20 protein-coding genes are annotated in these 24666 nt (G+C 74.2%); 10 read left to right on the forward strand and 10 right to left on the reverse strand.

From position 1 onward, the window contains the following. Positions 1 to 54 precede the first annotated feature (54 nt). Complete coding sequence (locus ACH9EU_RS05285) at positions 55 to 1152, reverse strand: ABC transporter substrate-binding protein (protein ID WP_396412913.1); 1098 nt, start codon at positions 1150 to 1152, stop codon at positions 55 to 57. A gap of 239 nt (positions 1153 to 1391) precedes the next feature. Between ACH9EU_RS05285 and ACH9EU_RS05290 the strand changes: the two genes are divergently transcribed. The 6 genes from ACH9EU_RS05290 to ACH9EU_RS05315 all read left to right on the forward strand — a co-directional run bounded on the left by ACH9EU_RS05290 (position 1392) and on the right by ACH9EU_RS05315 (position 10277). Then, positions 1392 to 2855 (forward strand): pyridoxal-dependent decarboxylase, encoded by a 1464-nt coding sequence (locus tag ACH9EU_RS05290; RefSeq protein WP_396412895.1) that lies wholly within the window; start codon positions 1392 to 1394, stop codon positions 2853 to 2855. Beyond that, a complete protein-coding gene (locus ACH9EU_RS05295; RefSeq protein WP_396412896.1) occupies positions 2855 to 4147 on the forward strand; it encodes a SidA/IucD/PvdA family monooxygenase in 1293 nt (430 codons plus the stop codon). Before ACH9EU_RS05290 ends, ACH9EU_RS05295 begins: the two co-directional genes overlap by 1 nt. Continuing rightward, positions 4144 to 6543 carry a GNAT family N-acetyltransferase gene (locus ACH9EU_RS05300; protein WP_396412897.1) on the forward strand — a complete coding sequence of 800 codons (2400 nt, stop codon included), beginning with the start codon at positions 4144 to 4146 and terminating at the stop codon, positions 6541 to 6543. The genes ACH9EU_RS05295 and ACH9EU_RS05300 overlap by 4 nt, the downstream gene beginning before the upstream one ends. Before the next feature lie 145 nt (positions 6544 to 6688). Then, positions 6689 to 7705: a DNA topoisomerase IB gene (locus ACH9EU_RS05305; protein WP_396412898.1), complete on the forward strand. Its 1017-nt coding sequence runs from the start codon at positions 6689 to 6691 to the stop codon at positions 7703 to 7705. A gap of 161 nt (positions 7706 to 7866) precedes the next feature. Further along, positions 7867 to 9228, forward strand: coding sequence for a CNNM domain-containing protein (locus tag ACH9EU_RS05310; protein WP_396412899.1), 1362 nt, complete (start codon positions 7867 to 7869; stop codon positions 9226 to 9228). Further along, positions 9225 to 10277: a CNNM domain-containing protein gene (locus ACH9EU_RS05315; RefSeq protein ID WP_396412900.1), complete on the forward strand. Its 1053-nt coding sequence runs from the start codon at positions 9225 to 9227 to the stop codon at positions 10275 to 10277. Before ACH9EU_RS05310 ends, ACH9EU_RS05315 begins: the two co-directional genes overlap by 4 nt. A gap of 73 nt (positions 10278 to 10350) precedes the next feature. Here the strand turns inward: ACH9EU_RS05315 and ACH9EU_RS05320 are convergent, their stop codons facing one another. Beyond that, positions 10351 to 11577, reverse strand: a complete 1227-nt coding sequence (locus tag ACH9EU_RS05320) for an FG-GAP-like repeat-containing protein (protein ID WP_396412901.1) — start codon at positions 11575 to 11577, stop codon at positions 10351 to 10353. A gap of 390 nt (positions 11578 to 11967) precedes the next feature. Between ACH9EU_RS05320 and ACH9EU_RS05325 the strand changes: the two genes are divergently transcribed. Beyond that, positions 11968 to 12810: a VOC family protein gene (locus tag ACH9EU_RS05325; protein WP_396412902.1), complete on the forward strand. Its 843-nt coding sequence runs from the start codon at positions 11968 to 11970 to the stop codon at positions 12808 to 12810. 76 nt (positions 12811 to 12886) lie between these two features. Here ACH9EU_RS05325 and ACH9EU_RS05330 read toward each other — a convergent pair whose 3' ends face one another. The 3 genes from ACH9EU_RS05330 to ACH9EU_RS05340 all read right to left on the reverse strand — a co-directional run bounded on the left by ACH9EU_RS05330 (position 12887) and on the right by ACH9EU_RS05340 (position 16323). Beyond that, entirely contained in the window at positions 12887 to 15421 is a 2535-nt protein-coding gene (locus ACH9EU_RS05330; protein WP_396412903.1) for a glycoside hydrolase family 3 C-terminal domain-containing protein, read from the reverse strand. Positions 15422 to 15532: 111 nt separating this feature from the next. Next, a complete protein-coding gene (locus ACH9EU_RS05335) occupies positions 15533 to 15916 on the reverse strand; it encodes a CrcB family protein (protein ID WP_396412904.1) in 384 nt (127 codons plus the stop codon). Then, positions 15913 to 16323, reverse strand: a complete 411-nt coding sequence (locus ACH9EU_RS05340; protein ID WP_396412905.1) for a CrcB family protein — start codon at positions 16321 to 16323, stop codon at positions 15913 to 15915. The genes ACH9EU_RS05335 and ACH9EU_RS05340 overlap by 4 nt, the downstream gene beginning before the upstream one ends. Before the next feature lie 88 nt (positions 16324 to 16411). On the opposite strand from ACH9EU_RS05340, the gene ACH9EU_RS05345 reads away from it, so the two are divergent. Further along, complete coding sequence (locus tag ACH9EU_RS05345; protein WP_396412906.1) at positions 16412 to 17488, forward strand: FUSC family protein; 1077 nt, start codon at positions 16412 to 16414, stop codon at positions 17486 to 17488. Positions 17489 to 17546: 58 nt separating this feature from the next. Here ACH9EU_RS05345 and ACH9EU_RS05350 read toward each other — a convergent pair whose 3' ends face one another. The 4 genes from ACH9EU_RS05350 to ACH9EU_RS05365 all read right to left on the reverse strand — a co-directional run bounded on the left by ACH9EU_RS05350 (position 17547) and on the right by ACH9EU_RS05365 (position 21811). Continuing rightward, entirely contained in the window at positions 17547 to 18362 is an 816-nt protein-coding gene (locus ACH9EU_RS05350) for a hypothetical protein (protein WP_396412907.1), read from the reverse strand. 238 nt (positions 18363 to 18600) lie between these two features. Beyond that, positions 18601 to 19767: a glycosyltransferase gene (locus ACH9EU_RS05355; RefSeq protein WP_396412908.1), complete on the reverse strand. Its 1167-nt coding sequence runs from the start codon at positions 19765 to 19767 to the stop codon at positions 18601 to 18603. An 8-nt stretch (positions 19768 to 19775) separates the two neighbouring features. Beyond that, on the reverse strand, positions 19776 to 20990 hold the full coding sequence (locus ACH9EU_RS05360) for an NAD-dependent epimerase/dehydratase family protein (RefSeq protein WP_396412909.1): 1215 nt from the start codon (positions 20988 to 20990) through the stop codon (positions 19776 to 19778). 77 nt (positions 20991 to 21067) lie between these two features. Then, entirely contained in the window at positions 21068 to 21811 is a 744-nt protein-coding gene (locus ACH9EU_RS05365; protein ID WP_396412910.1) for a methyltransferase domain-containing protein, read from the reverse strand. Positions 21812 to 21929: 118 nt separating this feature from the next. On the opposite strand from ACH9EU_RS05365, the gene ACH9EU_RS05370 reads away from it, so the two are divergent. Continuing rightward, positions 21930 to 22316, forward strand: coding sequence for a hypothetical protein (locus tag ACH9EU_RS05370; RefSeq protein WP_396412911.1), 387 nt, complete (start codon positions 21930 to 21932; stop codon positions 22314 to 22316). A 25-nt stretch (positions 22317 to 22341) separates the two neighbouring features. Then, positions 22342 to 23133, forward strand: coding sequence for a nitroreductase family protein (locus ACH9EU_RS05375; RefSeq protein WP_396412912.1), 792 nt, complete (start codon positions 22342 to 22344; stop codon positions 23131 to 23133). A gap of 306 nt (positions 23134 to 23439) precedes the next feature. On the opposite strand, the gene ACH9EU_RS05380 is transcribed toward ACH9EU_RS05375, so the two are convergent. After that, positions 23440 to 24546, reverse strand: a complete 1107-nt coding sequence (locus tag ACH9EU_RS05380) for an IS110 family RNA-guided transposase (RefSeq protein ID WP_396412476.1) — start codon at positions 24544 to 24546, stop codon at positions 23440 to 23442. Between the last annotated feature and the right edge of the window lie 120 nt (positions 24547 to 24666).

Here is a 24666-nt window from a genome sequence, read left to right on the forward strand (position 1 = left end):
CCCGGCCGGAGGCCCGCGGGGGAGGCCGTGGTGGTGCTCACCGGGACCGGGGGGTCACTCGCCGCGGGCGGAGGCCGCGGCCTCGGCGATGTCCGGGACGACGTTCTCGAGCGCCCACGGGATGCTCAGCGGGGACGCCGCGGAGACCGAGAGCACCTCCTGCTCGTCCGTCTGCAGCACGGGGTCGCCCTGGGCCACGGCCGGGATGCGGCTGAGCAGCGGGTCCTTCTCGATGGCCTCGCGCACGCCCTCGTCCTGGGCCCAGCTGACGAACACGTCCGAGGTCAGCTCGTCGGCCTTCTCGGGGGACCAGGTGACGTAGAACTCGTCCTCCTTGCCCTCGGCGGCGTCCTGGACCGCCTCGGACTGGACCATGCCCAGGGACTCGAGGAACTTCGGGCGGTTGTCCACGCCCGTGTACGCGAAGATCGGGTCGGCCGCGGAGGGGTCGATCGTGCCGTAGACGAAGGACGTGCCCTCCAGCTCCGGGTGCTGCTCGGCGGTCTCCTGGATCTGCTGCTCCACGTCCGCGACGACCTCGCCCGCCTGCTCCTCGCGGCCGAGGGCCTCGCCGATGAGCTGGGTCGAGTCCTGCCAGGACGTGCCGAAGGCCACGGCGTCCTCGGGGTAGGCGACGACGGGGGCGATCTCGGAGAGCTTGTCGTACTCCTCCTGCGTGAGGCCCGAGTAGGCGCCCAGGATGACGTCCGGCTCGAGGGCCGCGATGGCCTCGTAGTTGATGCCGTCCGCCTCGGAGTAGGTCTCGGGCGCCTGGGCGCCGGACTCCTCGACCGCGGCGTCGAACCAGTCGGTGGAACCGTTCTCGTTGCCGCCGAAGTCCGTGACGGGGGCGCCGACCGGCACCACGCCGAGAGCGGTGGCGACGTCGTGGTTGACCCAGGAGACCGTGGCCACGCGCTCGGGGGCCTCCTCGATGGTCGTCTCGCCGTAGACGTGCTGCACCGTGCGGGGGAACTCGCCCGTGGCGCCCTCCGCGGTGGCGGACGTCTCGTCGGCGGAGCCGTCCGTCTGGCCGGTGGCGCACCCGGTGAGGACCAGGGCGCCGGCCGCGAGCAGGGCGGCCGGGGCGAGGGTGCGGCGGAGGGGGAACTGCGGGCGTGGAGCGCGGAGGTCGGGAGAGGCCACGGCCACCCTTTCGTGCGGAACGGCGGTGCCGTCGGTGCGGATCGGGGTCAGGCAAGGTTTGCCTAACCAAAGAACAGGACTCACCCTAGGGTGTGTTCCGGGGAATACGCAACACGGGCATGATGTAATCGTCGCGCCGATGTGGTTAGGTAAGCCTTGCCTTATCCGCCGGCGGCCCCTGGGGGTCCGCCGCCCCCTGGCCCGACCCCTGTCCCGAGCCCTGTCCCGACCCCTGCGAGGACCCCATGAACGACTTCCTGTTCACCCGAGAGACCCCGGCGCAGTACGCCCGCGCCCTGCACTCGACCGTCGACACGGTCGCCGTCCACCTGGCCGGCGTCCGGAGCCCCCGCTCCGCCGCCACGCCCGACGAGCTGGAGGACCTCGTCGCCGACGTGGACCTCGACCGGCCCCTGGGGGACCTCGACGCGGTGGTCGAGGAGACCCGGCGGCTCTACCTCGACCACGCCGTGCAGTTCCACGACCCCGGCTACATGGCCCACCTGAACTGCCCCGTGGCCATCCCGGCCGTGGCGGCCGAGGCGCTCACCGCGGCCGTGAACACGGCCGTCGAGACGTGGGACCAGTCCACGACCGCGACCCTCATCGAGCAGCGGCTCGTGGACTGGGCCGCCGGGCGGATCGGCTTCCCGACGGCGGAGGGCCCGGACGGGGTGTTCACCTCCGGCGGCACGCAGTCCAATCTCCAGGCCCTGTTCACGGCCCGGGAGGAGCGGCTCTCCCGGGCCCACCCCGGCTCCCGGCGCGAACGGCTGGCCGGGCTGCGGATCGTGGCGGGCGAGCACGCCCACTTCAGCGTGGCGAAGGCCGCCCACCTGCTCGGCCTGTCCCCGGACGCGGTCGTCCTCGTGCCGGCCGCCCGGGGCGGGGCGATGGACGTCATCGCCCTGGAGCGGGCGCTGCACGAGGTCGAGGCCACCGGAGGGGAGGTCGCCGCCGTGGTCGCCACGGCCGGGAGCACGGACCTCGGTCTCGTCGACCCGCTGCCGCGCATCGCCGGGATCTGCCGGGGCCACCGGGTGTGGCTGCACGTCGACGCCGCCTACGGCGGGGGGCTGCTCGTCTCACCCACCCGCCGGCACCTGCTCGACGGGATCGAGCAGGCGGACTCGGTGACCGTGGACTTCCACAAGTCGTGGTTCCAGCCGGTGGCGGCCTCCGCCCTGCTGCTGCGCGCCGGGCGGAACCTGCGCTTCTCCACGTGGAACGCCGAGTACCTCAACCCGCGCGACGCCGTGCAGCCCAACCTCGTGGACAAGTCGCTCCAGACCACGCGGCGCTTCGACGCGCTCAAGCTGTGGATGACCCTGCGCACCGTCGGCGCCGAGGGCGTGGGCCGGGCCCTGGACCGCGTCCTGGACCTGGCGCAGGAGGCCGGCCGCGTCGTGGACGAGGCCCCCGACATGGAGCTCGTGGCAGCGCCCGTGCTCTCGACGGTGCTGTTCCGGCACCGGCCCCCGGGCCTCGACGACGACGCGGCGGACCGGCTCGTCGAGACGGTGCGCGCCGCGCTCTTCGACTCCGGCCGGGCGATCGTGGCGTCCACCGTGGTCGGGGGGCGGCGCTGCCTGAAGTTCACGTTCCTCAACCCGGGGACCACCGTGGCCGACGTCGAGCAGGTGCTCGACCGGATCCGCGACGTCGCCCGGGAGCTCCTGCCCGTGGCCGCCGTGGCGGGGGCCCGCTGATGGGGCGCGTGCACGACCTGCTGGGCATCGGCATCGGCCCGTTCAACCTGGGCCTGGCCTGTCTCGCGGAGCCCCTCGAGGACCTCGACGCCGTGTTCCTCGACGCCCGCGACGGCTTCGACTGGCACCCGGGGCTCATGCTCGAGGACGCCACGATCCAGGTGCCCTTCCTCGCGGACCTCGTGACGCTGGCCGACCCCACGTCCCGCTGGTCCTTCCTGAACTACCTGAAGCGCACCGGGCGGCTCTACCCGTTCTACATCCGGGAGGACTTCAACCCCCTGCGCGCCGAGTACAGCGCCTACTGCCGGTGGGCGAGCGAGCAGCTCGGCTCGCTGCGCTGGGGCCGCGAGGTCGTCTCGGTCGAGCGGGACCCGGCCGAGGACGCCTGGGTGGTCACCGCCCGGACCCGCACGGGGACCGAGCGCCACCGGGCGCGCCGCCTCGTGCTCGGCGTCGGCACGGTGCCGCAGGTCCCCGAGGGCGTCGACACGTCCCGCGGGCCCGTGCTGCACACGAGCGACTACCTCCCCCGCCGCGAGGAGCTGCTGGCCAGGGACTCCGTCACGGTGCTCGGCAGCGGGCAGTCCGCCGCCGAGGTCTACCGGGACCTGCTCGAGAACGCCGGGGCCGACGGTCCCCGGGTGGACTGGATCACCCGCTCCCCGCGCTTCTTCCCCATGGAGTACACCAAGCTCACCCTCGAGATGACCTCCCCGGACTACGTCGACCACTTCCACGGCCTCGAGCAGCACCGGCGGGACCGGCTCAACCGGGAGCAGCTGCCCCTCTACAAGGGCATCAGCTCCGACCTCGTGGACGAGATCCACGACCTGCTCTACCGCCGGTCCGTGCACGGGCGCCCGGCCGGGCTGCTCACCACGTGCACCACCCTGCGCGAGGCCCACTGGGACCCCGGGGCAGGGACCGTGCGGCTCGAGCTGCACGACGACGAGCTCGAGCGCGGCTGGCGCCACACGACCGGGGCCCTGGTGCTGGCCACCGGCTACCGCGCGGAGGTGCCGGCCTTCCTCGACCCGGTGCGCGACGAGATCGCGTGGGACGACGTCGGGCGCTACGACGTCGACCGCCACTACGCGGTCGACCACGGGCGCGACCGGATCTGGGTCCAGAACGCCGAGGTGCACACCCACGGGCTCACCGCGCCCGACCTCGGCATGGGCGCCTACCGCAACAGCGTCATCCTCCGGGCCGTCACCGGCCGGGAGGTCTATCCGATCGAGCCCGCCATCGCCTTCCAGACCTTCGGCATCCCCCAGGAGACCGCATGAACCACGCCCACCCCGCCCCCGCCGCCCGGATCGCCACCCCGGGCGGGATCCTGACCCTCGAGCCGCTCGTCCCCGACGGGCCGAGCGTGGAGCTGCTGCACGCGTGGCTGACCCACCCCCGCTCGCGGTTCTGGGACATGCTCGACGCCGACCCCGCCCGGGTCCGGGACGCCTTCGTGGCCGTGGCCGCCGACCCCCACTCCGACGCGTGGCTGGCGCGCCTGGACCGCGTCCCGCTCGGCGTCGTCGAGACCTACGACCCCGGCGCCGTGCTGCTCGCCGGGCACTACGAGCACCGGGCGGGGGACGCGGGGATGCACCTGCTCCTCGCCCCGGCCCGGACACCGGTGCCCGGCACCAGTGGGGCGCTGATGGCCGCGGTGCTCCGGTGGCTGTTCGAGGAGCGAGGGGCCCGGCGCGTCGTCGTCGAGCCCGACGTCCGCAACCCGGCCGTGCACCGGCTCAACGAGCGCGCCGGCTTCCGGGTCCACGGCCCGCTCGAGCTGCCCGGCAAGACCGCACTGCTCTCCACATGCACCCCGGAGCGGTTCGCGGCCTCCGAGCTCGGCCACGCCGCCCGGCTGCTCCCCGGTGCGGGGCCGGACCCGGACGGGCCCGTCCCGCACCTGGGCCTGCACCCGATGCGGGTGGCCCACCGCCACCTCTGCTGCAAGGCGATCGCCGAGTTCGCCCACGAACGGCTCGTGCGGCCCGAGCCCGTGGGGGACGGCGCCTTCGAGCTGCGCACCGACGGCGGCCGCGTCCGCTACCGGTTCCGGGCCCGGCGAACGGCCCTCGAGCACTGGCTGCTCGACGAGGGGTCGCTGCGCCGGACCGTGGACGGCGCCGACGCCGAGCCGGACGCCCAGGCGCTGATCACCGAGCTGAGCCCGCGGCTGGGCATCCCCCCGCACCTGCTGGGCACCTACCTCGAGGAGATCGCGAGCACGCTGGCCTCCGCCGCGTACAAGCTCGTGCACCGCACCCGGCCGTCCACCGCGCTCGCGGCGGCGGAGTTCCAGGACGTCGAGTCCGCCATGACCGAGGGCCATCCCGGCTTCGTGGCCAACAACGGCCGGATCGGCCTGGGCGCCACCGAGCACGACCGCTTCGCCCCCGAGGCCGCCCGCCCCGTGCGGCTCGTGTGGGTCGCGGTGCGCCGGGAGCTCAGCCGCTTCGACGCCGTCGCCGGCCTCGACGAGGAGGCGCTGCACGCCGGGGAGCTCCACCCGGCGGTGCGGGAGCGGTTCCGCGACCGGCTCACCGCCCTGGGGCTCGACCCGGGCGACTACCGCCCGATGCCCGTCCACCCCCACCAGTGGGAGCACCGGGTCACCGTGACCTTCGCCCCCGACCTGGCCCGCCGGGATCTCGTGCTGCTGGGGGAGGGGGAGGACGAGCACCGGGCGCAGCAGTCGATCCGCACGTTCTTCAACACGTCCCGCCCGGACCGGCACTACGTGAAGACCGCCCTGGCCGTGCAGAACATGGGATTCCTGCGCGGGCTCTCGCCCCGGTACATGCGCGACACCCCTGTCGTCAACGACTGGGTCGCCGGGGTCGTCGCCGCCGATCCCGTGCTCACCGCGGCCGGGTTCTCGGTCCTGCGGGAGGTCGCCGCGGTCGGCTACACCGGCGACGCCTACCACCGGGCCGCGGAGTCCGGGCACGGCGAGGAGGGCCCGCACACGAAGATGCTCGCCGCGCTGTGGCGGGAGAGCCCCGTCCCCGCGCTCGCCGAGGGGGAGCGGCTCGCGACCCTCGCGTCCCTGCTGCACGTCGACGCCGGGGGCACGCCGCTGGCGGCGGTGCACGTGCGCGCCTCGGGACTGTCCCCCGAGGAGTGGGTGCGGCGGCTCCTCGACGCCTACCTCGTCCCGGTGGCCCGGTGCCTGACCGCCCACGACCTCGTGTTCATGCCCCACGGGGAGAACCTGGTCCTCGTCCTGGCCGACCACGCCCCCCGGCGGGTGATCATGAAGGACATCGGCGAGGAGGTCGCCGTGGTCACGGACCGCCCCCTGCCGGAGGGCCTCGACCGGATCCGCCACGTGGTGCCCCCGGCCACGGCGGCGCTGTCCGTGCACACCGACGTGTTCGACGGCGTCCTGCGGCACCTGGCCGGCCTCCTCGAGGCCGACGGGCTGCTCGACGCCGACCGCTTCTGGGCGATCGCCGCGCGCTGCCTGCAGAACCTGGCCGACGCGGACCCCGCCACGGCCGGACGGGTCCCGCTGTTCGCCCCCCGGTTCGAGCACTCCTGCCTCAACCGGCTGCAGCTGCTCAACACCCTGCAGATGGTCGACCTCTCCGACCAGGCGTCCTCCCTGCAGTACGCCGGGACGCTGGAGAACCCGGTGGCCGCCGCGCGGTCCGCGCCCCTGCCCGTCCCCTGACGGGCGCATCCGGGGGAGCGCGCCGCCTCCGCGGCCGCCGCCGTGCCACGGAGGCGGCCGCGGGGGCGGGTCGCCACCCCGCCCCGACGGTCAGTAGACTTGGTGTTCCCCGGGGTGGTCCGGGAGCAGAGCCCGAGAGGACACGATGGCCGCCACCCAGCAGACGCGGGCGACACCGTCCGCTTCCCGCCGGCCGCGCCTGCGGCGCAGCAACTGCCACCGGCCCGGCATCACGCGCCGCGGCCACGGCACGGGGTTCTCCTACCGCGGCCCGGACGGCACGCGGGTGCAGGACCCGGAGGAGCTCGCGCGGATCCGCGGGCTGGCCGTCCCACCGGCGTGGAAGGACGTGTGGATCAGCCCGCTGCCCAACGGGCACATCCAGGCCACGGGTGTCGACGACGCCGGGCGGCGCCAGTACATCTACCACCCGCGGTGGCGGGAGCTGAAGGACCGCGAGAAGTTCGACCGCGTCCTCGAGCTCGGCGACACCCTTCCCCGGGCCCGCGCGGCCGTCACCCGGCTGCTGCGCTCCGAGGGCGCCACCGAGGACAAGGCGTACGCCGCCGCCTTCCGGCTCATGGACACCGCCGCCCTGCGGGTCGGCAACGAGGAGTACGCCCAGTCCAACGGCTCCTACGGGGTCACCACCATGCTGGTCCGGCACGTCAGCGTCGACGGGGACGAGGTGCACCTGGACTTCCCCGGCAAGAGCGGCCACCGGTGGACGCCGACCCTGCGGGACCCGGACCTCGCCGCCGCGCTGGCGCCCATGCTCGAGCGGGACCCGGACGAGCCGGCGCTGGCCTACCGGGACGAGAACGGGCGGTGGGCCACCACCACGAGCGCCCGGCTCAACGACTTCGTGCGGGACCGGTGCGGCCCCGAGTTCACCGCCAAGGACGTCCGCACGTGGCAGGGCACCGTGACCGCCGCCCTGGCGCTGGCCGCCCGCGCGGACACCCGCCCCACCGGGAACGCCCGGAAGAGGGCCGTCTCGGCGGCCATGCGCGAGGTCGCCGAGCACCTCGGCAACACCCCGGCGATCGCCCGCGGCTCCTACGTGGACCCGCGGGTGGTCGACCGCTTCCTGGACGGGGAGACCCTCGACGCCACCTCGCCCTCGGCCGCGGAGCGGCGCCTGCGCTCCTTCCTGGCCTGAGCGCTCTCCCACCACGCTCCCACCCGCGCCCCCTAACCTGGTGCCATGCACGCCCTCGACTCCCGCCACCCCGCCCGCGCGCCCCGTGGGCTCCGCGCGGGCCGCGGCCCGGGGGACGCGCCACCCCGCAGGCGCCTCCGGTCCCGGGAGGCGCAGCGCTGATGGTCGAAGCCTGGCTCCTGCTCGGCGTGGCCGTTCTCCTCGTCCTCGGCAACGCCCTGTTCGTGGCGGTCGAGTTCTCCTTCCTGACCGTCAACCGCAACCAGGTGCGGGCCGCCGAGGAGTCCGGCGACCGGCGCGCCGCCGCGATCGAACGGGCCCTGACCAGGACCTCCACGAACCTCTCCGGCGCCCAGCTGGGCATCACGCTGACCAGCCTGGTCGTGGGCTTCCTCGCCGGACCGTCGCTGGGCGTGCTCCTGACCGAGGTCCTGGGGGTGACCGGCCTGTCCCCGGCCGCGGCCACCGGCGCCGCCACCACGGCCGCGTTCGTGATCGCCACTTTCACCCAGATGGTCTTCGGGGAGCTCGTTCCCAAGAACTGGGCGATCGCCGAGCCGGTGCGCGTGGCCCGCCTCGTGGTCCACCCGCAGCGGAACTTCATGCTCGTGCTCGGCTGGCTCGTGACCGTCCTGAACTCCTCCGCCAACGCGGTCCTGCGCCTGCTCGGGTTCACCCCCACCGAGGAGGTCGCCGGCGCCCGCACCGCCGGAGAGCTCATGGCCGTGGTCTCCCGCTCGGGGGCGGAGGGAACTCTCGATCCCGGCACGGCCGAGCTGGTGGCACGCTCCATCGAGTTCGGCGACCGCACCGCCGCCGACGTCATGCGCCCCCGGCCCCAGGTCACCTTCCTCAACGAGCACACCGTCCAGGACCTGATCGAGATCGCCGTGGCCACCGGCCACTCCCGCTTCCCGGTGGAGGGGGAGAGCGTCGACGAGATCGTCGGGGTGGTGCACTACAAGCACGGCCTCGCCGTGCCCTACGAGGAGCGTGGGACCCGCCCCGTGCGGGAGATCGCGGTGCCGGTCACGGTCGTCACCGAGTCCATGACCCTGGACCCGCTGCTGCGGGAGGTGCGGCGGTCCGGGCTGCAGCTGGCCGTGGTCGTCGACGAGTACGGCGGGACCGCCGGGATCGTGACCCTCGAGGACCTCATCGAGGAGATCGTGGGGGAGATCGACGACGAGCAGGACGAGCCGGGGCAGCGCCACCGCTCCACCCCCGACGGCGGGGTCGTCGTCTCGGGGCTGCTCCGGCCCGACGAGCTCGGGGAGATCATGGGCCTCGAGCTGCCCGAAGGAGACGAGTCCGACACCCTGGGCGGACTCATCGCCGAGAGGCTGGACCGCCTGCCGCGGGCCGGCGACCGGGTGCGCCTCGACGTCGTCGACCACGACCACCGCGACGAGGACAACCTGCCCACGGGCGCGCGCCTCTGTCTCGCCGTGGCGCGGATGGACGGGCACCGGGTCGACCGGGTGCTGGCACGCCGGGCCGGACGGACGGGGGCGGACGAGTGAGCGAGCCCCTCGCCATCCTGGTGCTGTTCCTGCTGCTGGGCGGCAACGCCTTCTTCGTGGCCGCGGAGTTCGCCATGGTCTCCGCCCGCCGCGACCAGATCGAGCCCAGGGCCGCCGGGGGCAGGAAGGGCGCGCGGCTCGCGCTGAAGGGCATCGAGGACGTCTCGACGTCGCTGGCGGCCACCCAGCTGGGCATCACCGCCTGCTCCCTGCTGATCGGCGCCGTGGGCGAGCCCGCGATCGCACACGGCATCGAGGGGCCCATGGCCGCTCTCGGGCTCCCCGAGGGGCTCGTGCACCCGATCGCCCTGGTCATCGCCCTGGTGGTGGTGACGTTCCTGCACATGGTGCTCGGCGAGATGGTGCCCAAGAACATCGCGATCGCGAAACCGGTCGTGTCCGCTCTCCTGCTCGGGCCGGTCCTTCGCGTCTTCGTCCTCGCCTTCCGCCCGTTCGTGTGGCTCATGAACCAGACCGCGAACCTCGTGGTCCGGCACGTGCTGCGGGTCGAGCCCCGGGACGAGGTCGCCTCGGCCTTCAGCTCGGATGAGGTGGCCGGCTTCGTGGTCGAGTCGGGCCGGGAGGGCCTGCTCGACGAGGACGCGATCACCCTGCTCACCGGGGCCCTGAACTTCGAGCGCCTGACCGCGGCCGACGTCGCCATCCCGCAGGGGAGGCTGCGCACCGTCCCGGCCTCCGCGACCATCGCCCAGCTGGAGCGGCAGTGCGCCGAGACGGGCTTCTCGCGCTTCCCGGTCCGCGCCGAGGACGGCGCTCTCACCGGTTACGTGCACACGAAGGACCTGCTCGGGGTCCCGGCCGCGCGCCGTGACGAGCCCATCCCGCCCGGCGCCGTGCGCCCGCTCACCACGGTGGCCGCGGACGCGAAGCTGCAGCAGGTCGTGCGCGTGATGCAGGAGCGCAACTCCCACCTGGCCGTCCTGGAGGGCTGCGGCGCAACGGGGGGTGACGTCTCCGTGGTCGCCCTGGCGGACGTGCTCGAGGAGCTCGTCGGGGAGGTCCGTGACGCGACGCGGGGAGCGCCCTGAGCCCGGCGGTGCCCGGCCTCGGGGACAGGGTCCGGCCCCGCCCGGGGGGCGGGGCCGGACCCGCGGCGCAGGATCAGGACAGTTCCACGTAGGTGGCCGAGTGCCCGAAGCCCACGACGTCGTCGCGGCCGTCGCCGTTCACGTCACCGAGCAGGCGTGGGTAGCGGTCCTCGCTCCACCCGCCGTTGGAGCCGAACTCGCCGACGTCGAGGAACGGGTCCCCGAAGGTGTTGTCAGCCTGTCCGTGCGCCACGTGGACGCCGGCGTCGCCGAACCCGACCAGGTCCTGGATGCCGTCGCCGTTGACGTCGGCGAGGGTGCGCAGGTGCCGGTCGCCCCGCCACCCCTGGACCGTGCCGAAGTCCTCGAGCTCGACCGAGACCGGGGTGAAGCCCTGCCCGGCCTGGGCGTACGCCACGGAGACCCCGCGGTGCCCGAAGCCGACGACGTCGGCGCGGCCGTCACCGTTGGCGTCGGCCGGCTCCCGTGGGTGCTGGTCCACGCGCCAGCCCTGCTCGGTCCCGAAGTTCGGGACCTTCAGCGTGGCGGGTCCGAAGGTGGCGCTGGGAGTGTCGAAGTACGAGACGTAGACCCCCGCGTCGCCGAATCCCACGGCGTCCGCGAAACCGTCGCCGTCGACATCTGCCACGGTGCGCGGGTGCTGGTGGACGCGCCAGCCCCGGTTGTATCCGTAGCTGTCGCTGCGCTTCGTCGTGTCGGAGAACTCCCTGTTGATCAGGCCGGCGGAGACGTGGACGCCCGAGTAGCCGAAGCCCACGATGTCCGCGGCGAAGTCGGCATTGATGTCGGTGACCTCGCGCGGGTGCTGGCCGACCCGCCAGCCCTGGTCGTACCCGAAGTCGTCGACCTTCAGCACTGCCGGCGTGAACGTGCCGTCGGGCTGGGCGTAGGAGACGAGGACACCGGCGTTGCCGAAGCCGACCAGGTCGTCGCGGCCGTCGCCGTCGACGTCGGCGACCGTGCGCAGATGCTGGGCCGTGTTCCAGCCCTGCGCGGTGCCGAAGTTGCGGATCTTCAGCTGCGGCGCGGTGAACGTGCCGTCGGCCTGACCGTAGGCGACGAAGGTCCCCGGGTCGCCGAAGCCGACGACGTCGGCGCGGCCGTCGCCGTTGACGTCGCCGAGCTCACGCACGTGCTGGTCCACGCGCCAGCCGTGGGTGAAGGAGAGCATCGGTTGCGCGGTCGAGGCGTGGGCCGGACCGCCCAGGACCAGGCCGGTCGAGACCAGGACCGCTGCTGATGTGCCTGCGAACAGGCCGGAGAGTCGGAAGTGCTTCATGGCGATCGCCTCGCAGACCGGGGAGCTCCAGTCCGAGGACTGGGACGGGAACGCGCGGCGGAGGGTGTCCGTCGTTCCCCGGTCCTCCGGCGGATGTCCGGCACGTCGCGTTCGATGTCAGGTGCTCCGTCCTCCCCCACGGAGAACGTTCCGTTGTGCTGGTCGGTCTTCTGACGATTCCAGCCTAGGTCCGTGTGATCCGCGGCACCAGCACGTTACTCGGCGGTCCGGCCGCACCCGGGCGGCCGATCCGCGGCAAGGTGCCGTGGCGCGGGGTGTTCCTTTCTGCATCGGGGGCGGCAACGATGGGAGGACGAGGGACGGCGGGGCGCGGACAGCGTCGTCGCACCCGGCGGACCCTGCCCCGGCGCACGACGAGAGGACTCAGCAATGGTGGAGCACATCGAACGGTGGCCCCCGGGAGCCCCGTGCTGGGCGGACATCATGGTCTCGGACCTGGACCGCTCCCAGGACTTCTACTCCTACGTGCTCGGGTGGCGCTTCACGCCCTCGGACCCCGAGTACGGCGGGTACTGCAACGCCCTGGCGCACGGCGAGCCCGTGGCCGGGATGTCCCCGGGGGTGCCCGGCTCCCCGGAGGACGACCCCCACGCCTGGGCGGTGTACCTGGAGACCGACGACATCCGGGCCACGGGCCGGGCCGCCGTGCAGGCCGGGGCCCGGCAGATGCTCGAGCCCATGCAGGTCGGGACCTTCGGCACGATGGGCGTGTGGGTCGATCCGACGGGCGCGGCGTTCGGCCTGTGGCAGCCCGCGGACCACACCGGGTTCAGCGTCGTGGGCGGCCACGGCACCGTGGCCTGGTGCGACCTGCTGACCACCGACCAGAAGCGGGCCGAGACGTTCTACGCCGACCTCTTCGGCTACACCTTCGAGGACATCGGCACGCGCCACGAGGCCTACGCCGTCTTCACGGTCCCCGGCATGGACCGCACCCTGGGCGGGGTCGGCGTGCCCTCGGCGGACATGGCGGTGGGCCCTCCGATGTGGTGGGTCTGCTTCGAGGTCGACGACGCCGACGTCGCGGCCGAGCGCGTCGTCGCCGCCGGGGGGACGCTCCTGCAGGAACCCGAGGAGTTCGGCTACGGGGAGCTCGTGCTGGCGGCCGGCCCGGACGGCGAGCGCTTCGCCATGATGGGCCCGTCCACCGCGGACTGGATCGAGCGGGACGAGGACGAGGAGGAGAGCGGGGAGACCGGCCGGTGGACGTGACCGGTGGACGCCGCGGCCACGTCCGCCGGCCGAACTCCTCGTTCAGCGGGTGCGGGCGCATCGACCTCGCGCGGTCTCAGCCCAGCGCTGTCCGCGCCCGGACGTCGCCCAGTCCGCGGGCGACCAGGAGCTCACCGCCCCCGGCGAGCCGGGCCCAGGTGCCGGCGGCCTCGTCCCAGCGGCGGCGCAGCCGGGCGTCGCAGGCGACGGTCACGGAGGTCGTGGCCCCGGCGGGCACGTCGGCGCCCTGGTAGCCGACCAGCCGTACGGGCTGGTCCGCCTCCACCGGGTCCAGGTAGACCTGCACGGTCTCGCGCGAGTCGCGGGCGGAGGTGTTGGTGACCTCCACGGTGACCTCCAGTCCGTCGTCCCCGTCCCGGACCTGCACCGGACCGTAGTCCCAGGCGCCGTAGCCCAGTCCGTGGCCGAACCAGAACAGCGGCGCCGGGGCGAGCCCCGCGTGGTGTCCGCGGTGGCCGATGAACGTGCCCTCGTCGTAGGACAGGCCCAGGTCCTCGTCCGGGACCACGTCCCAGGCGGGGGCGGCACCGTCGGCGGCCGGCCAGGTCGTGACCAGCCGGCCGGTCGGCTCCAGCTCGCCGGTGAGGACCGCGGCCACGGCGTGGCCGCCCTCCTGGCCGGGCAGCCCGGCCACGAGGACCGCGTCCACGTCGGCCAGCCAGGGCATGAGAACCGGGGTGGCGGCGTTGACGACGACCACGGTTCGCCCGGCGGCGGCGGCGACGCGGGTCACGAGCTCGTCCTGGCGCCCGGGCAGGGCCAGGGTGGTCTTGTCCGCGGCCTCGGTCTCCTGCTCCTCCGTCAGTCCCACGACGACGACGGCGGTGCCCGCGGCCCGTGCCGCGGCCTCGGCCCCGGCGATCAGCTCATCGTCCGGGCGCGGGGCCGGGGCGGCCACGAGGGCCGTGACGCCCACGGCGGGCATCTCCAGCAGATGGCTCTCCCCGGACAGGCCCAGGGAGGCGTCGGCCAGGAGCAGCTCGCGCCGGTCCACCGCGTCGAGCTCCACCGTGGCGGTCACGACGGCACCGGCCGGCAGCTCCACGACCTCGGCGAAGGCCGGCGGGACGATCATGGCCTCGCCCGGATCCTTGCCCGCGAGGGACAGTCCGGCCGAGATCTCGCGGCCGCCCGCCGTGATCCGCCAGGTCCCCGCGCCGATCGCGCCCAGCAGCACGGGGCCGGCCTCGTTGGACAGCCGAGCGGTCAGCACGGCCGCCGCCGGGGTGCCGGTCGGGGCGTCGTCGAACCCGATCGAGAACTCGGCGGAGTCCTCGTGCCGGCGGGTCAGCTCGGTGCCGTCGGCGCCCAGCAGCACGACCTCCATCCCGGTGGTCCCGGTGGACGGGTCGGAGACGAAGGCCGGATCGGCGGCCACCGGACGGGCGCGCACGGCCGGCCCGTCGGCCACCGCGACGCGGTCCCCGAGCAGCGCGGTGAGCCCCTCGGCCACCCCGACCTGGTGGGGCGGGCGCACGTGGGCCGAGCCGCCGCCCATGCAGACCGTCTCGACCGCGTGCCGGCCGACCAGGGCCACGGTGTCGTCCACGGCGTCCTCCGCGAGGGGCAGGACGCCGTGGTCGGCGACGACCGTCATGCCACGGGCCGCGAGGCGGCGCAGCTGCTCCTGGCGCCGCGCGGAGTCGGGGGCGGGCAGGTCGCTCGCCCACGCCCGGTGGCCCCGTCCGCGGTCGAGCCCGCCGGTGCGGTCGGCCAGGCGGAGCAGCCGGGTCACGTGCTCGTCGACCGTCTCCTCGGCCACCTGCCCGGCCCGGACCGCGGCCGTCAGCCGGTCGCCCCACGGTCCGCCGGGGCCGGGCATGACCAGGTCCAGGCCGCCGTTGGCCGGCTCCACGGTGCGCCTGGTCGCGAACCAGTCGCTCATGATCAGTCCGTCCCAGCCCCACTCGCCCTTGACGATCCCGTTCTGGACGTGGTCCTGCTCCGTGGCCGGCACCCCGTTGACGTCGTTGTAGGCGGCCATCATCGACCAGGCGTCCGCGTCCTGCACTGCCATCTCGAAGGGCAGCAGGTAGGCCTCCCGCAGGACCGTCTCGGGGAGCCGGGAGTCCATGAAGCTGCGCAGCGTCTCGGACTCGTTGGCCACCAGGTGCTTGAGGCACGCCCCCGTGCCGCGCCCCTGCATGCCTCGCACGAAGGCGACCGCGGTGCGCCCGGTCAGGTACGGGTCCTCGGACCACGCCTCGAACAGCCGGCCGCCCAGCGCGGAGCGGTGCAGATTGACCGTGGGACCCAGGACCACGTGGATCCGTTGGCGCTGGGCCTCCTCGGCCAGCATGCCGCCGACCTCCTCGGCGACCGCGTCGTCCCAGGAGCCGGAGACCAGCGTGGCGCTCGGGAACAGGGCCACGGCCTCCCCGCCGACGAACTTCTGGCCCCGCACCCCCGTGGGCCCGTCCGAGAACGCCAGCGGTGCCAGCCCGATCCCCTCGTGGCCCGGCAGCGTGAACGCCGTCTCCCCGGTGAGCAGGTGCACCTTCTCCGCCAGGGACAGCCGCCCGAGCAGCTCGGCGATCGAGGGGGCGGGAGACGGGGAGGCGGCCGGAGACCTCCGGAGGTGATCGGTCATGGGGCTTCGCTCTCCGTCGGGAACCGGTGATGGTCGGCTCTCACTGTTCCAGGGTGGGGCAGGAACCGCCACGGGGCAGGGGAGCAGCGCAGCGCGGGACGGGGTGCTGCGTCAGGACAGGGTGGCCGCGAGGGCCGCCGCGGCCAGTCCCGCCACCGCCGCCAGGACGCTCAGGGCGGCGGTCCCCACGGCGTAGAGCACCGCCCGCCGGGCCGCGCCGTCGCGCACGAGCCGGACCGTGTCGGTCATCGCGGTGGAGAAGGTGGTGTACCCGCCGCAGAAGCCGGTCACCGCCGCCGCGGCGGCGGGGCCGCCCAGCGTCCCCGCCAGGGCGGCTCCGCTGAGCAGGCCGGCCAGGAACGAGCCGCTCACGTTGACGGTCGCGGTGCCCACGGGGAACGCCGCCCCCCATCGCTGCCGCACGGCGCCGTCCACCACGAACCGCGCCATGGCGCCCAGCCCGCCGAGGAGTCCGATCAGCAGCGCGGTCGTCACGGCCGACGCCCCCGTGCGGCGAGGAGGACCCCCGCGAGGCAGGCGGTGAAGCCGCCGGCCAGCGTGATCCCGAGATAGGCGAGCGCCTGGCCGGGGGTCCCGCCGGAGAGCATCCGTTCGGTCTCGAGGGCCAGCGCGGAGAACGTGGTGAACCCGCCCAGCACGCCGGTGCCGGCGCCCAGGCGCAGCAGCGTCCCGCGGGACGTCTCCGCGCCGCGCACGACCAGCGCCTCCAGCAGCAGGCCGAGCAGGAACGCCCCCAGCAGGTTCGCGGCGAGGGTGGCCACGGGCCAGCCGTCCACCGCGGGCACGGCGACGGACAGCCCGTGCCGGGCCGCCGTGCCCAGGGCCCCGCCCAGGCCCACGGCGAGGACCAGCAGCGCTCGCCGGTGCGGCGGTCGGCTCATGGGTCCTCCTCCTCGGGCGGGTGGCGGCACCGGGGCGGCGGGACCGGGCGGCGGGTCGATCCTACCGGCGGCTCCGTAGGATGTCCGGGTGCACACCATACGCGGCGCCCGGATCCTCCTCGCCCTCAAGACGGCACTCGCCGTGGCGCTCTCCTGGGTCGTGGCCCAGCGGATGCCGGGGGTGATCGACGACTACCCCTACTACGCCCCGCTCGGGGCGATCTCCGCGATGTACCCGACGGTGCTGGGGTCGGTGCGCGCCGGGCTGCAGACGGTCGCCGGGCTGGCCCTGGGCATCGCCCTGGCCGCGGGCGTGCTCCTGCTCGGGAACCCCAACCTGTTCTCGGTCTCGGCGGCTGTGGGCGTGGGCGTGCTCCTGGCGGGCATCCGCCGGCTCGGCGCGGGGGCGGAGTACGTCCCGGTCGGCGCCCTGTTCGTGCTCATCATCGGGGGCCAGGACGCGGAGGGGTACTCGGCGGGCTTCCTCGTGCAGATGTCGGTGGGGGTGGTGATCGGCCTGGCCGTCAACGCGCTGGTGCTGCCGCCGCTGGACTTCCGCTCCGCCCGGCTCCAGCTGGGCCGGCTGCAGGGCGTCGTCGTCGACTACCTCGAGGACGTCGGACGGGAGCTCGCGGAGCCGGGGAGCACCGCGGGACGGGACTGGCAGGAGCGCAACCACGCCCTGGTGCGGATCACCGGGGAGGTGCGCGAGGCCGTCGACGAGTCCGCCCAGAGCGCGCGCGGCAATCCCCGGGTCCTCCTCCGGCGGCGGCGCGGCCGGCGTGCGACGGACCCGGGCTTCGACGCCCTGCTCAAGCTCGAGACGGTCGTCTTCCATCTCCGGGGGTTCACGGACGTGCTGCGCGAGCTCTACGACCCGCAGGAGCACGACTGGGTGGTGTCCCACGAGCTCACCGCACGGCTCGCCGAGGCGGCGCAGTCCGCGGCCGAGGGGGTGCGGGCCTGGGCGGACGGGGAGGACCCGGGAGAGGCCGCGGACCGGGTGCGCTCGCTCGTGAGCCGGTTGAGCACCGGCCTGACCGACCCCACCGAGCAGAAGGGCCGGCTGACCCTCACCGCGGCCCAGGACCTCGCGCGGCTGGTGGCGGTGCTGGACCCGCCGGACGCGCCCGCCCGGGGCAGCAGCGCGGTCACCCGGCGGTGAGCCGGCGACCCGCACGCGGTCCCGCACCCCGTCCGGGGACCGGGACCGCGCGCGGGCGTCACGGACGGGCGCGGCGGCGGACCAGCAGGGCGATGGTCCCCAGCACGGCCACCCCGGCGGTGAGCAGCACCGCGAGCAGTCCCGCGCCCGGGCCGGGCCCGGCCTCGGAGGCGGCGGTCTGCATGTTCAGTCCGGGGTTCACGGCCACGGCGGCGGCCTCCCCGGGAGCAGCGGCGGCAGCGGGCACCGGGGCCACAGGTGCGGGCGCCACGGGCGCCGCGACGGGTGCCGGGGCCACGGGGGCCGTCACGGGCGCCGGAGCCACGACGGGAGCCTGCGGAACCGTGCCCTCGCACGCCACCACGGCCTGCTCCAGCAGGACCAGCAGGCCGTTGACGGTGGCCTCGTCGAGACCCACGGCCGCCAGGAGCGCCTCGAACCGGGCGGCGGCCTCGGTGAGCGCCTGCTGGGCCACGGCCGGGTCGACGCTCTCGAGAGCCGCGGTCAGGGCGGCCTCGAGCTCGGCGAGCCGGGCCTCGGCCGCGGCGACCGCCTGCGGGTCCCCGGACTGCTGCGCGGCGACCAGCGCCGCGGCGGCCGCCTCGAGCTCCTGCAGGCTGGGTCCGCCCGCGCCCTCGACGAGGGTCGCGTACAGCGCCTCCGCCGCGGCCACGGCCTCGGCCGACGCGTCCAGCGCCATGAGGGAGTCGGGCGTGAGGCCGGCGCCGGTCAGCGCGGCGTCGAACTGTCCGGCGGCCTGCACGCAGGCCGGGTCACCGGGGGCGGCGACGGCGGCGGGGGCGCCCAGCAGCAGCCCTCCGGCCAGCATCGTGGCCGCGGACCCCGCGGCGGCCCAGGTCTTGGCAGCAGTCATCTCGTGTGTCTCCTGTGTCCGGTCGTCTGTTCCGTCGTGGCCCCGGCAGCGTTTCGGGGCCCCAGCGCGCGGCAGGACCTCCCCCCGGTGCCGCCGGACCGCGCGGCGGCCGGCGACAGGAAATGTCGTGCAACTGGTCCCGCGGTGCGGGGGACGTGCCCGGGCGGACGCGTCCCGGTGGTGACCGGTGGACTGCTGTGCCGTCAACGTACGTGCCGGTAGTAAATGTTGGCAATAGTTAACGAGCCGGGCGGGGCGGCCGCGCGCGCTTCCGTCGGCGGCCCCGGTGCACTCGGACCGCCTGCTCGTAGCGGTGCACCAGCGATTCGGTGGCGGCGCGCCACCCGTGGCCCTCGGTGTCGGCCCGCCCGGTCGCGCCCATCCGCGCGCGCAGCGCCGGGTCGTCGAGCAGCCGGGCCAGGGCGCCGGTGAACGCGGCCGGGTCGCCGGGTGGCACGAGCAGGCCCGTGCGTCCGTCGTCCACCGCGAAGGGGATGCCGCCGGCGCGGACGCCGACCACGGGGATCCCGCTCGCGAGGGCCTCCAGGGCCACGAGTCCCAGGGTCTCGGTGGTGGACGGGAACGCGAGCACGTCCGCCGACGCGTACGCGGTCGCCAGCTCCTCCCCGGTGAGCCGGCCCGGGAAGATGGTGGGGGTCCCGCGGAACCGCCGTTCGAGCTCGGGCCGGTGCGGGCCGTCGCCCACCACGGCGAGCCGGGTCCGCGGCAGCCGCCGGATCGGCTCGAGCAGGGCCGCCACGTCCTTCTCCCTGGACAGCCGCCCCACGCAGAGCACGAGCCGGTCGCCCGGGTGCCCGTCCGTGAGCCGCCGCCGCACGGCGGGGGAGGCCTTCGCGGGGTCGAAGAGACGGGTGTCCACGCCCTTGGGCCACAGCTCCACGTCCCGCAGACCCAGGGCCGCGGCCCGCTCCACCATGGGCCCGGACGTGCACAGGTTGACCTGGGCGAGGTTGTGGGTCGTGCGGATCCACCGCTCCACGGGCCGGCGCAGGGTGCCGAGCCCGTGCCCGAACACGCTCATGTACTGCGGCACGTCGGTGTGGAAGGACGCGAGCAGCGGCAGGTCCCGCGCCCGTGCGGAGAGCGCGCCCCACGCGCCGAACCACACCGGGTTCACGGCGTGCACGACGTCGGGGCGGAACGCCGACACGGCCCGCTCGACCCGCGGGGACGGCAGTCCTCCGCGGATGTCCCGGTACCAGGGGAACGTCACGGACGGGGCCCTGACCACCCGGTGCGGCCCCCAGTGCCCGGGCGGGTTCCCCGGCGTGAGCACGAGCACCTCGTGGCCGAGCCCGCCGAGCTCGTCGAGGGTGCGCGTCAGGCGTGTGACCACGCCGTCCACGGTGGGGGCGAAGACGTCCGTGTAGAGCGCGATCCGCATCCGCCGGCTCAGGCGCCGACGGCCGCGGGGCGGGCCGGCCGTGCCGGGATCCCCGGGCGCCGGCGGGCGTTCCACACGGACGTCGCCGGGATGCGGGAGAGGTCCACGCGGTGGGCCCAGCGCTCGGCGGTCTGCTCGACCTCGAGCAGCAGGCCCTCCGAGAGGGTCGTGGGCCGCAGGCCGAGATCCGGGAACGCCTCGTTGACCACGTGCAGCTCGTTCTCGGCGGACTCCTGGCGCGGGTTCGGCACCCTCTCGACCTCGGCGCCGGTGAGCCGGGCGACGAGGTCCGCGAGGTCGCGGACCCGGTGGGTCTCGGTCATCTGGTTGAAGATCTTCACGCGGTCCCCGGCCGCCGGAGGGTTGAGCAGGGCCAGCTCCACGCACCGGACCATGTCCTGGATGTGGATGAACGCCCGGGTCTGTCCGCCGGTGCCGTGCACGGTCAGCGGGTGGCCCACGGCGGCCTGGACGAGGAACCGGTTGAGGACCGTGCCGTAGTCGCCGTCGTAGTCGAAGCGGTTGACCAGCCGGTCGTCGAGCGCCGTCTCCTCGGTGCTGGTGCCCCAGATGATGCCCTGGTGCAGATCGGTGATCCGCAGCCGGTCGTTCTTGGCGTAGAACGCGAACATCGTCTGGTCGAGGACCTTCGTCATGTGGTACAGCGAGCCCGGGTCGGCCGGGTAGAGGATCTGCTGGGCCACCCGGCCCTGCTCCCCGGGGACCTCCACGTCCAGATAGCCCTCCGGGATCTTCATCCCGGCGGTGCCGTACCCGTAGACGCCCATGGTGCCCAGGTGGACGACGTGCACGTCCAGGCCGGACTCCACGACCGCGCACAGCACGTGGTGCGTGGCGTTGACGTTGTTGTCCACCGTGTAGCGCTTCGTGCGGGGCGTGCGCATGGAGTACGGCGCCGCCCGCTGCTCCGCGAAGTGCACGATCGCGTCGGGGCGCTCGATGACGAGCAGGTCGAGGATCGACTCGTAGTCCTCGGCGAGGTCGATCCGGGCGAAGCCGATCCGCCGCCCCGTCAGCTCCTGCCACGCCGCGCGGCGCTCGTCGAGGCCGCGGATCGGGGTCAGCGACTCCGTCCCGAGCTCGGCGTCGACGGCACGCCGGGAGAAGTTGTCCACCACGACGACGTCGTGGCCGCGCGCGGACAGGTGCAGGGCGGCGGGCCAGCCGCAGAAGCCGTCTCCACCGAGGATCGCGATCTTCACTGGTTCTCCGTTCCCGGGCCGGCCGGAGCCGGTCCCGTCGTGTCGGGGGCGTGGTCAGTCTGCGGGGGCCGCATGAATCAGGGGTGAACGTCCAGGGTCATCTGCTGGTGCGCGAAGGAACCGGGCGGCACCCGCCAGCCCGGCCCGGCGAGCTCGAGCAGCTCCCCGGGGAGATAGGCCCGGCGCAGCGACCGCAGCCCGTCGGTGCGCAGGAAGGAGCCGGGGGCCAGGGGGAGCACCGCCACCCCGTACAGCCGGTACGCCGCGGTGCTGCGCACCAGGTCGTTGTGCACCACGACCCGGCGGGCCAGGCGCTCGGAGTCCCCCACGAGCTCCCGGACCTCCGCGGGGTCCAGGTGGTGGAGGAGGTGGTTGGAGACCACGACGTCGAAGGACTCGCCCGCGGCCGCCAGCTCGCGGCTGGTGGTCCGGCGGAAGACCGGGGGCGTTGCCTCCGGGTGCCGGGCCGACCAGCGGGCCGTCCGGGCCGTGGCCCAGTCGTGGGCGCGGGCGTCGGGGTCGACGCCGGTGATCCGCAGGTCGATCCCGTCCCGCGCCGCCCACCGGGCCAGCCGCCGGGCGACGTCCCCGCCGCCCGAGCCGACGTCGAGGAGGGTCAGCGGGCGCCCGGTCCGGGCCAGCGGGCGGATGCCGCGTCGGTAGGTGGCCCGCCACCCGGCGACGAGGGCGTTGACCACGTCGAAGCGCGCGTAGGTGCGCCGCAGGGCGCGCGGGTCGCAGCCGGGGTCGTCCATGAGCTCGCGGAGACCGGCGTCGCGCAGGGACAGGTCGGGCCGTGGGCGCGCCAGGGGGTTGGGCATCTGTTCATTGTGGTGCGGGCGACACGGTGCGCCAAGGAGGGCGCGGAGGACGGGCGGCCGTCACTAGACTGGGCCTCCCGGCCGGTGCCGGGCACGAGCGACCGGGAGGGGAGGAGACGTGGGGGACGACCTGCGTTCCGGGAGCCCGCCCACCGGGCCGTGGATCGGCCTCGCCGCCGCCTGCTGGGTGGCCAACGCGGCGCTCGGGGCGTCCGTGGGGGCCGGCCTCGTGCGCACCGGCAGGTTCCGCTGGATCCACCACGCCCTCTACCTCGCCACCACGACGACGACGCTCCTGGCCGCGATGCTCTCCGCCGGCTCGTCCTGCCCGTGCCGGCGGGCCGCGGCGCGGGCCCTGGCCCCGGCCCTCGTGCCCCTGGCCGCCCTGCCGCACATCGGCACGCCCGCCCAGGGGCACCCCCGCCGGCACGCCGTCGCGGCCCTGTCCGCGGCACCGTTCTACGCCACCGCGCTGCACCGGGCCCGCGGCCCGCGCGCGCACTGACCGTCCCCACCGAACCGGAGTGCCCATGGAGTTCCTCGACGTCGTCTTCAACCGCCGCACGACCAACGGACCGTTCCTGCCGGATCCCGTGTCCCCGGAGCACCAGCAGCTGCTGCTGCGCACCGCCGCGGCCGCACCGTCCCAGTTCAACAGCCAGCCGTGGCGGTTCGTGCTCATCGAGGACCGGGGCACCGTCGAGCGGATCGCGCGGATCAGCGGGGAGTCCATGACCCAGGTGATGGCGGAGGGGACGTTCTTCGACCGGTACAAGCGCTACTTCCGCTTCAGCCGCGAGGAGATGGACGAGCAGCGCTTCGGCATGCTCTTCGACAAGCTCCCCGCGGTGCTGCGCCCCTTCACGAAGAAGGCGTTCACCCCCGGCGGGCAGGCGATGATGAACCGTCTGCGGGTGCCCCAGACCCTGGGCTCGGAGAACACCAGGCTCGTGGCGGGATCCCCCCTGCTCCTGGGCGTCATGCTGGACCGGCGCGAGTACCGGCCCGGGCAGCTGTCCGGCTTCTACTCGCTCTTCTCGATGGGGGCGGCCGTGGAGAACCTCTGGCTGACCACCGTGGAGCTGGGCATGGGCATCCAGTTCATCTCCTTTCCCATGGAGGTCCCCGAGCGGTGGGCCGAGATCGTGGAGCTGCTCCGGGTCCCCGAGGAGCTCGAGCTCATGGCCGTCTACCGGCTGGGCTACGTGCCCGAGGAGCACCGCCGCCCGGCCATCGACTGGTCCAGCCGGGAGCGCCGGCGGATCTCGCAGTACGTCTTCCGGGAGTCCTGCGCCACGCCGCAGCAGGGCTGGGACGACTGATATGTAGTCGATCTTGTCAAGAGGGCAGGGTGAAGCGGGGCACTCATTGATCGGTGGGTGCCCCGCTTCGTCGTTCATGGAGGGGTTGGGGTGATCTCTGCGGGCGTGTTGTCTCGACGCGTGGTCAGTCTGATATCCGCGGGTTGGTTACCGCATGACGCTGGTTTCGGCGCGAGGAGCGATGCTGGTCTGAGCTCGAGCGTGGCCACGAGGATCTCGTGACTGCTCACAGTCGAATCGCTGGTCTCCTCGGCGCGCGGCGCGCAGGAGATCTCCCGTGGCCGGGTCCGTGAACGGGTCTGTGGGTCATGCGTCCATGGTCGCCAGCGACCAGCACCAGCCGGCCATCTCTCGGGCGATCGCTGTGTTCGCGACCGTGTGACGCTTCTTGTGCTCGCTGAGCATGCTCCAGCGGTGATGCAGGCGCCTGTTGCCCGCATCGGCGCGTTCGGCCACGGCTGCCGGTGCCAGGGCCCACCGGTCCCGCATCGTCTTCCCCGGGCGGTACTGGGGCTTGTGGTGCCAGGCGGCCTCGATCAGCAACCGCCTGGCGTGGGCGTTGCCGGTCTTGGTGATCTGGCCCTGGGAGCGGGTTTGCCCGGAGGAGTGCTCCGAGGGCACCAGCCCCAGGTATGAGGCGATGTTCCGGCCCGTGAAGCGGTCCCAGTCGCCGATCTCCACCGCGAGAGAGAACGCGGTCAGGGTCGAGATCCCCCGCAGGCAGGCCAGACGCCGGGTGACCGTGGTCCACTCGGAGTCCTCGGCCAGCAGGAGGATCTGCGCGTCCAACCGGCACCGGCGGGCCAGGGCGTGGGCGACCGCGTCGTGGTAGTCGTCGAACACGATGCGTGAGACCTCGCCGAACACGGCGATGTCCTGGCGGGCCATCTGCTGCATCCAGGCCTCGTGCTTGCCGCTCCACGCCTCGCCGCCGGTGTAGACGTGGCCGTGGCGCAGGAGGAACTTCCCCAGCCGGTGACGGGCGCTCATCAGGTCCCGGCGCACGTCGTCCCTGGCCCGCACCAGGTCCCGTGCCACCTCGCGGGACCGGTCGGGAATCGTGACCTCGATGATGTCGTCGTTGCGGGCCAGTCGGGCCAGCAGCAGCGCGTCGTTCTTGTCGGTCTTGACCCTGTCACCGGAGGCCCGCAACAGCTTCGAGGGCGCCGCGACCTGGACCCGGTGGCCGGCCTCGATCAGGGTGCGGGCGAGTTCGTACCCGGTCGGTCCGGCCTCATAGGTCACCTGGACGGGGCCGTGCTCGCGGGCCAGAGCGTCGACGAACTCGCCCACCATGACGGTGTCAGCGCTGAGGGTCTGATGAATGATCTCGCCGGTCAGGCTGTCGATCGCGCAGGCCTTCACGCTGCGGGCATGGACATCCAGTCCCAGACTTGTACGCTCGGTGAACACCGGGGCCTCCTATGCATGTCGGCACCCCGACCCCGACCGGTCGGGGTGATCCACGTACTCTGCATAAGCGGGGCCCCGGCCACAAGACCCAGACGCCGCCTACACCCATAGCGTCTGAGC

Origin of the sequence: Kocuria rhizosphaerae, from assembly GCF_044462265.1 — a bacterium.
In the GTDB taxonomy this organism is placed as follows: Bacteria; Actinomycetota; Actinomycetes; order Actinomycetales; family Micrococcaceae; genus Kocuria; species Kocuria rhizosphaerae.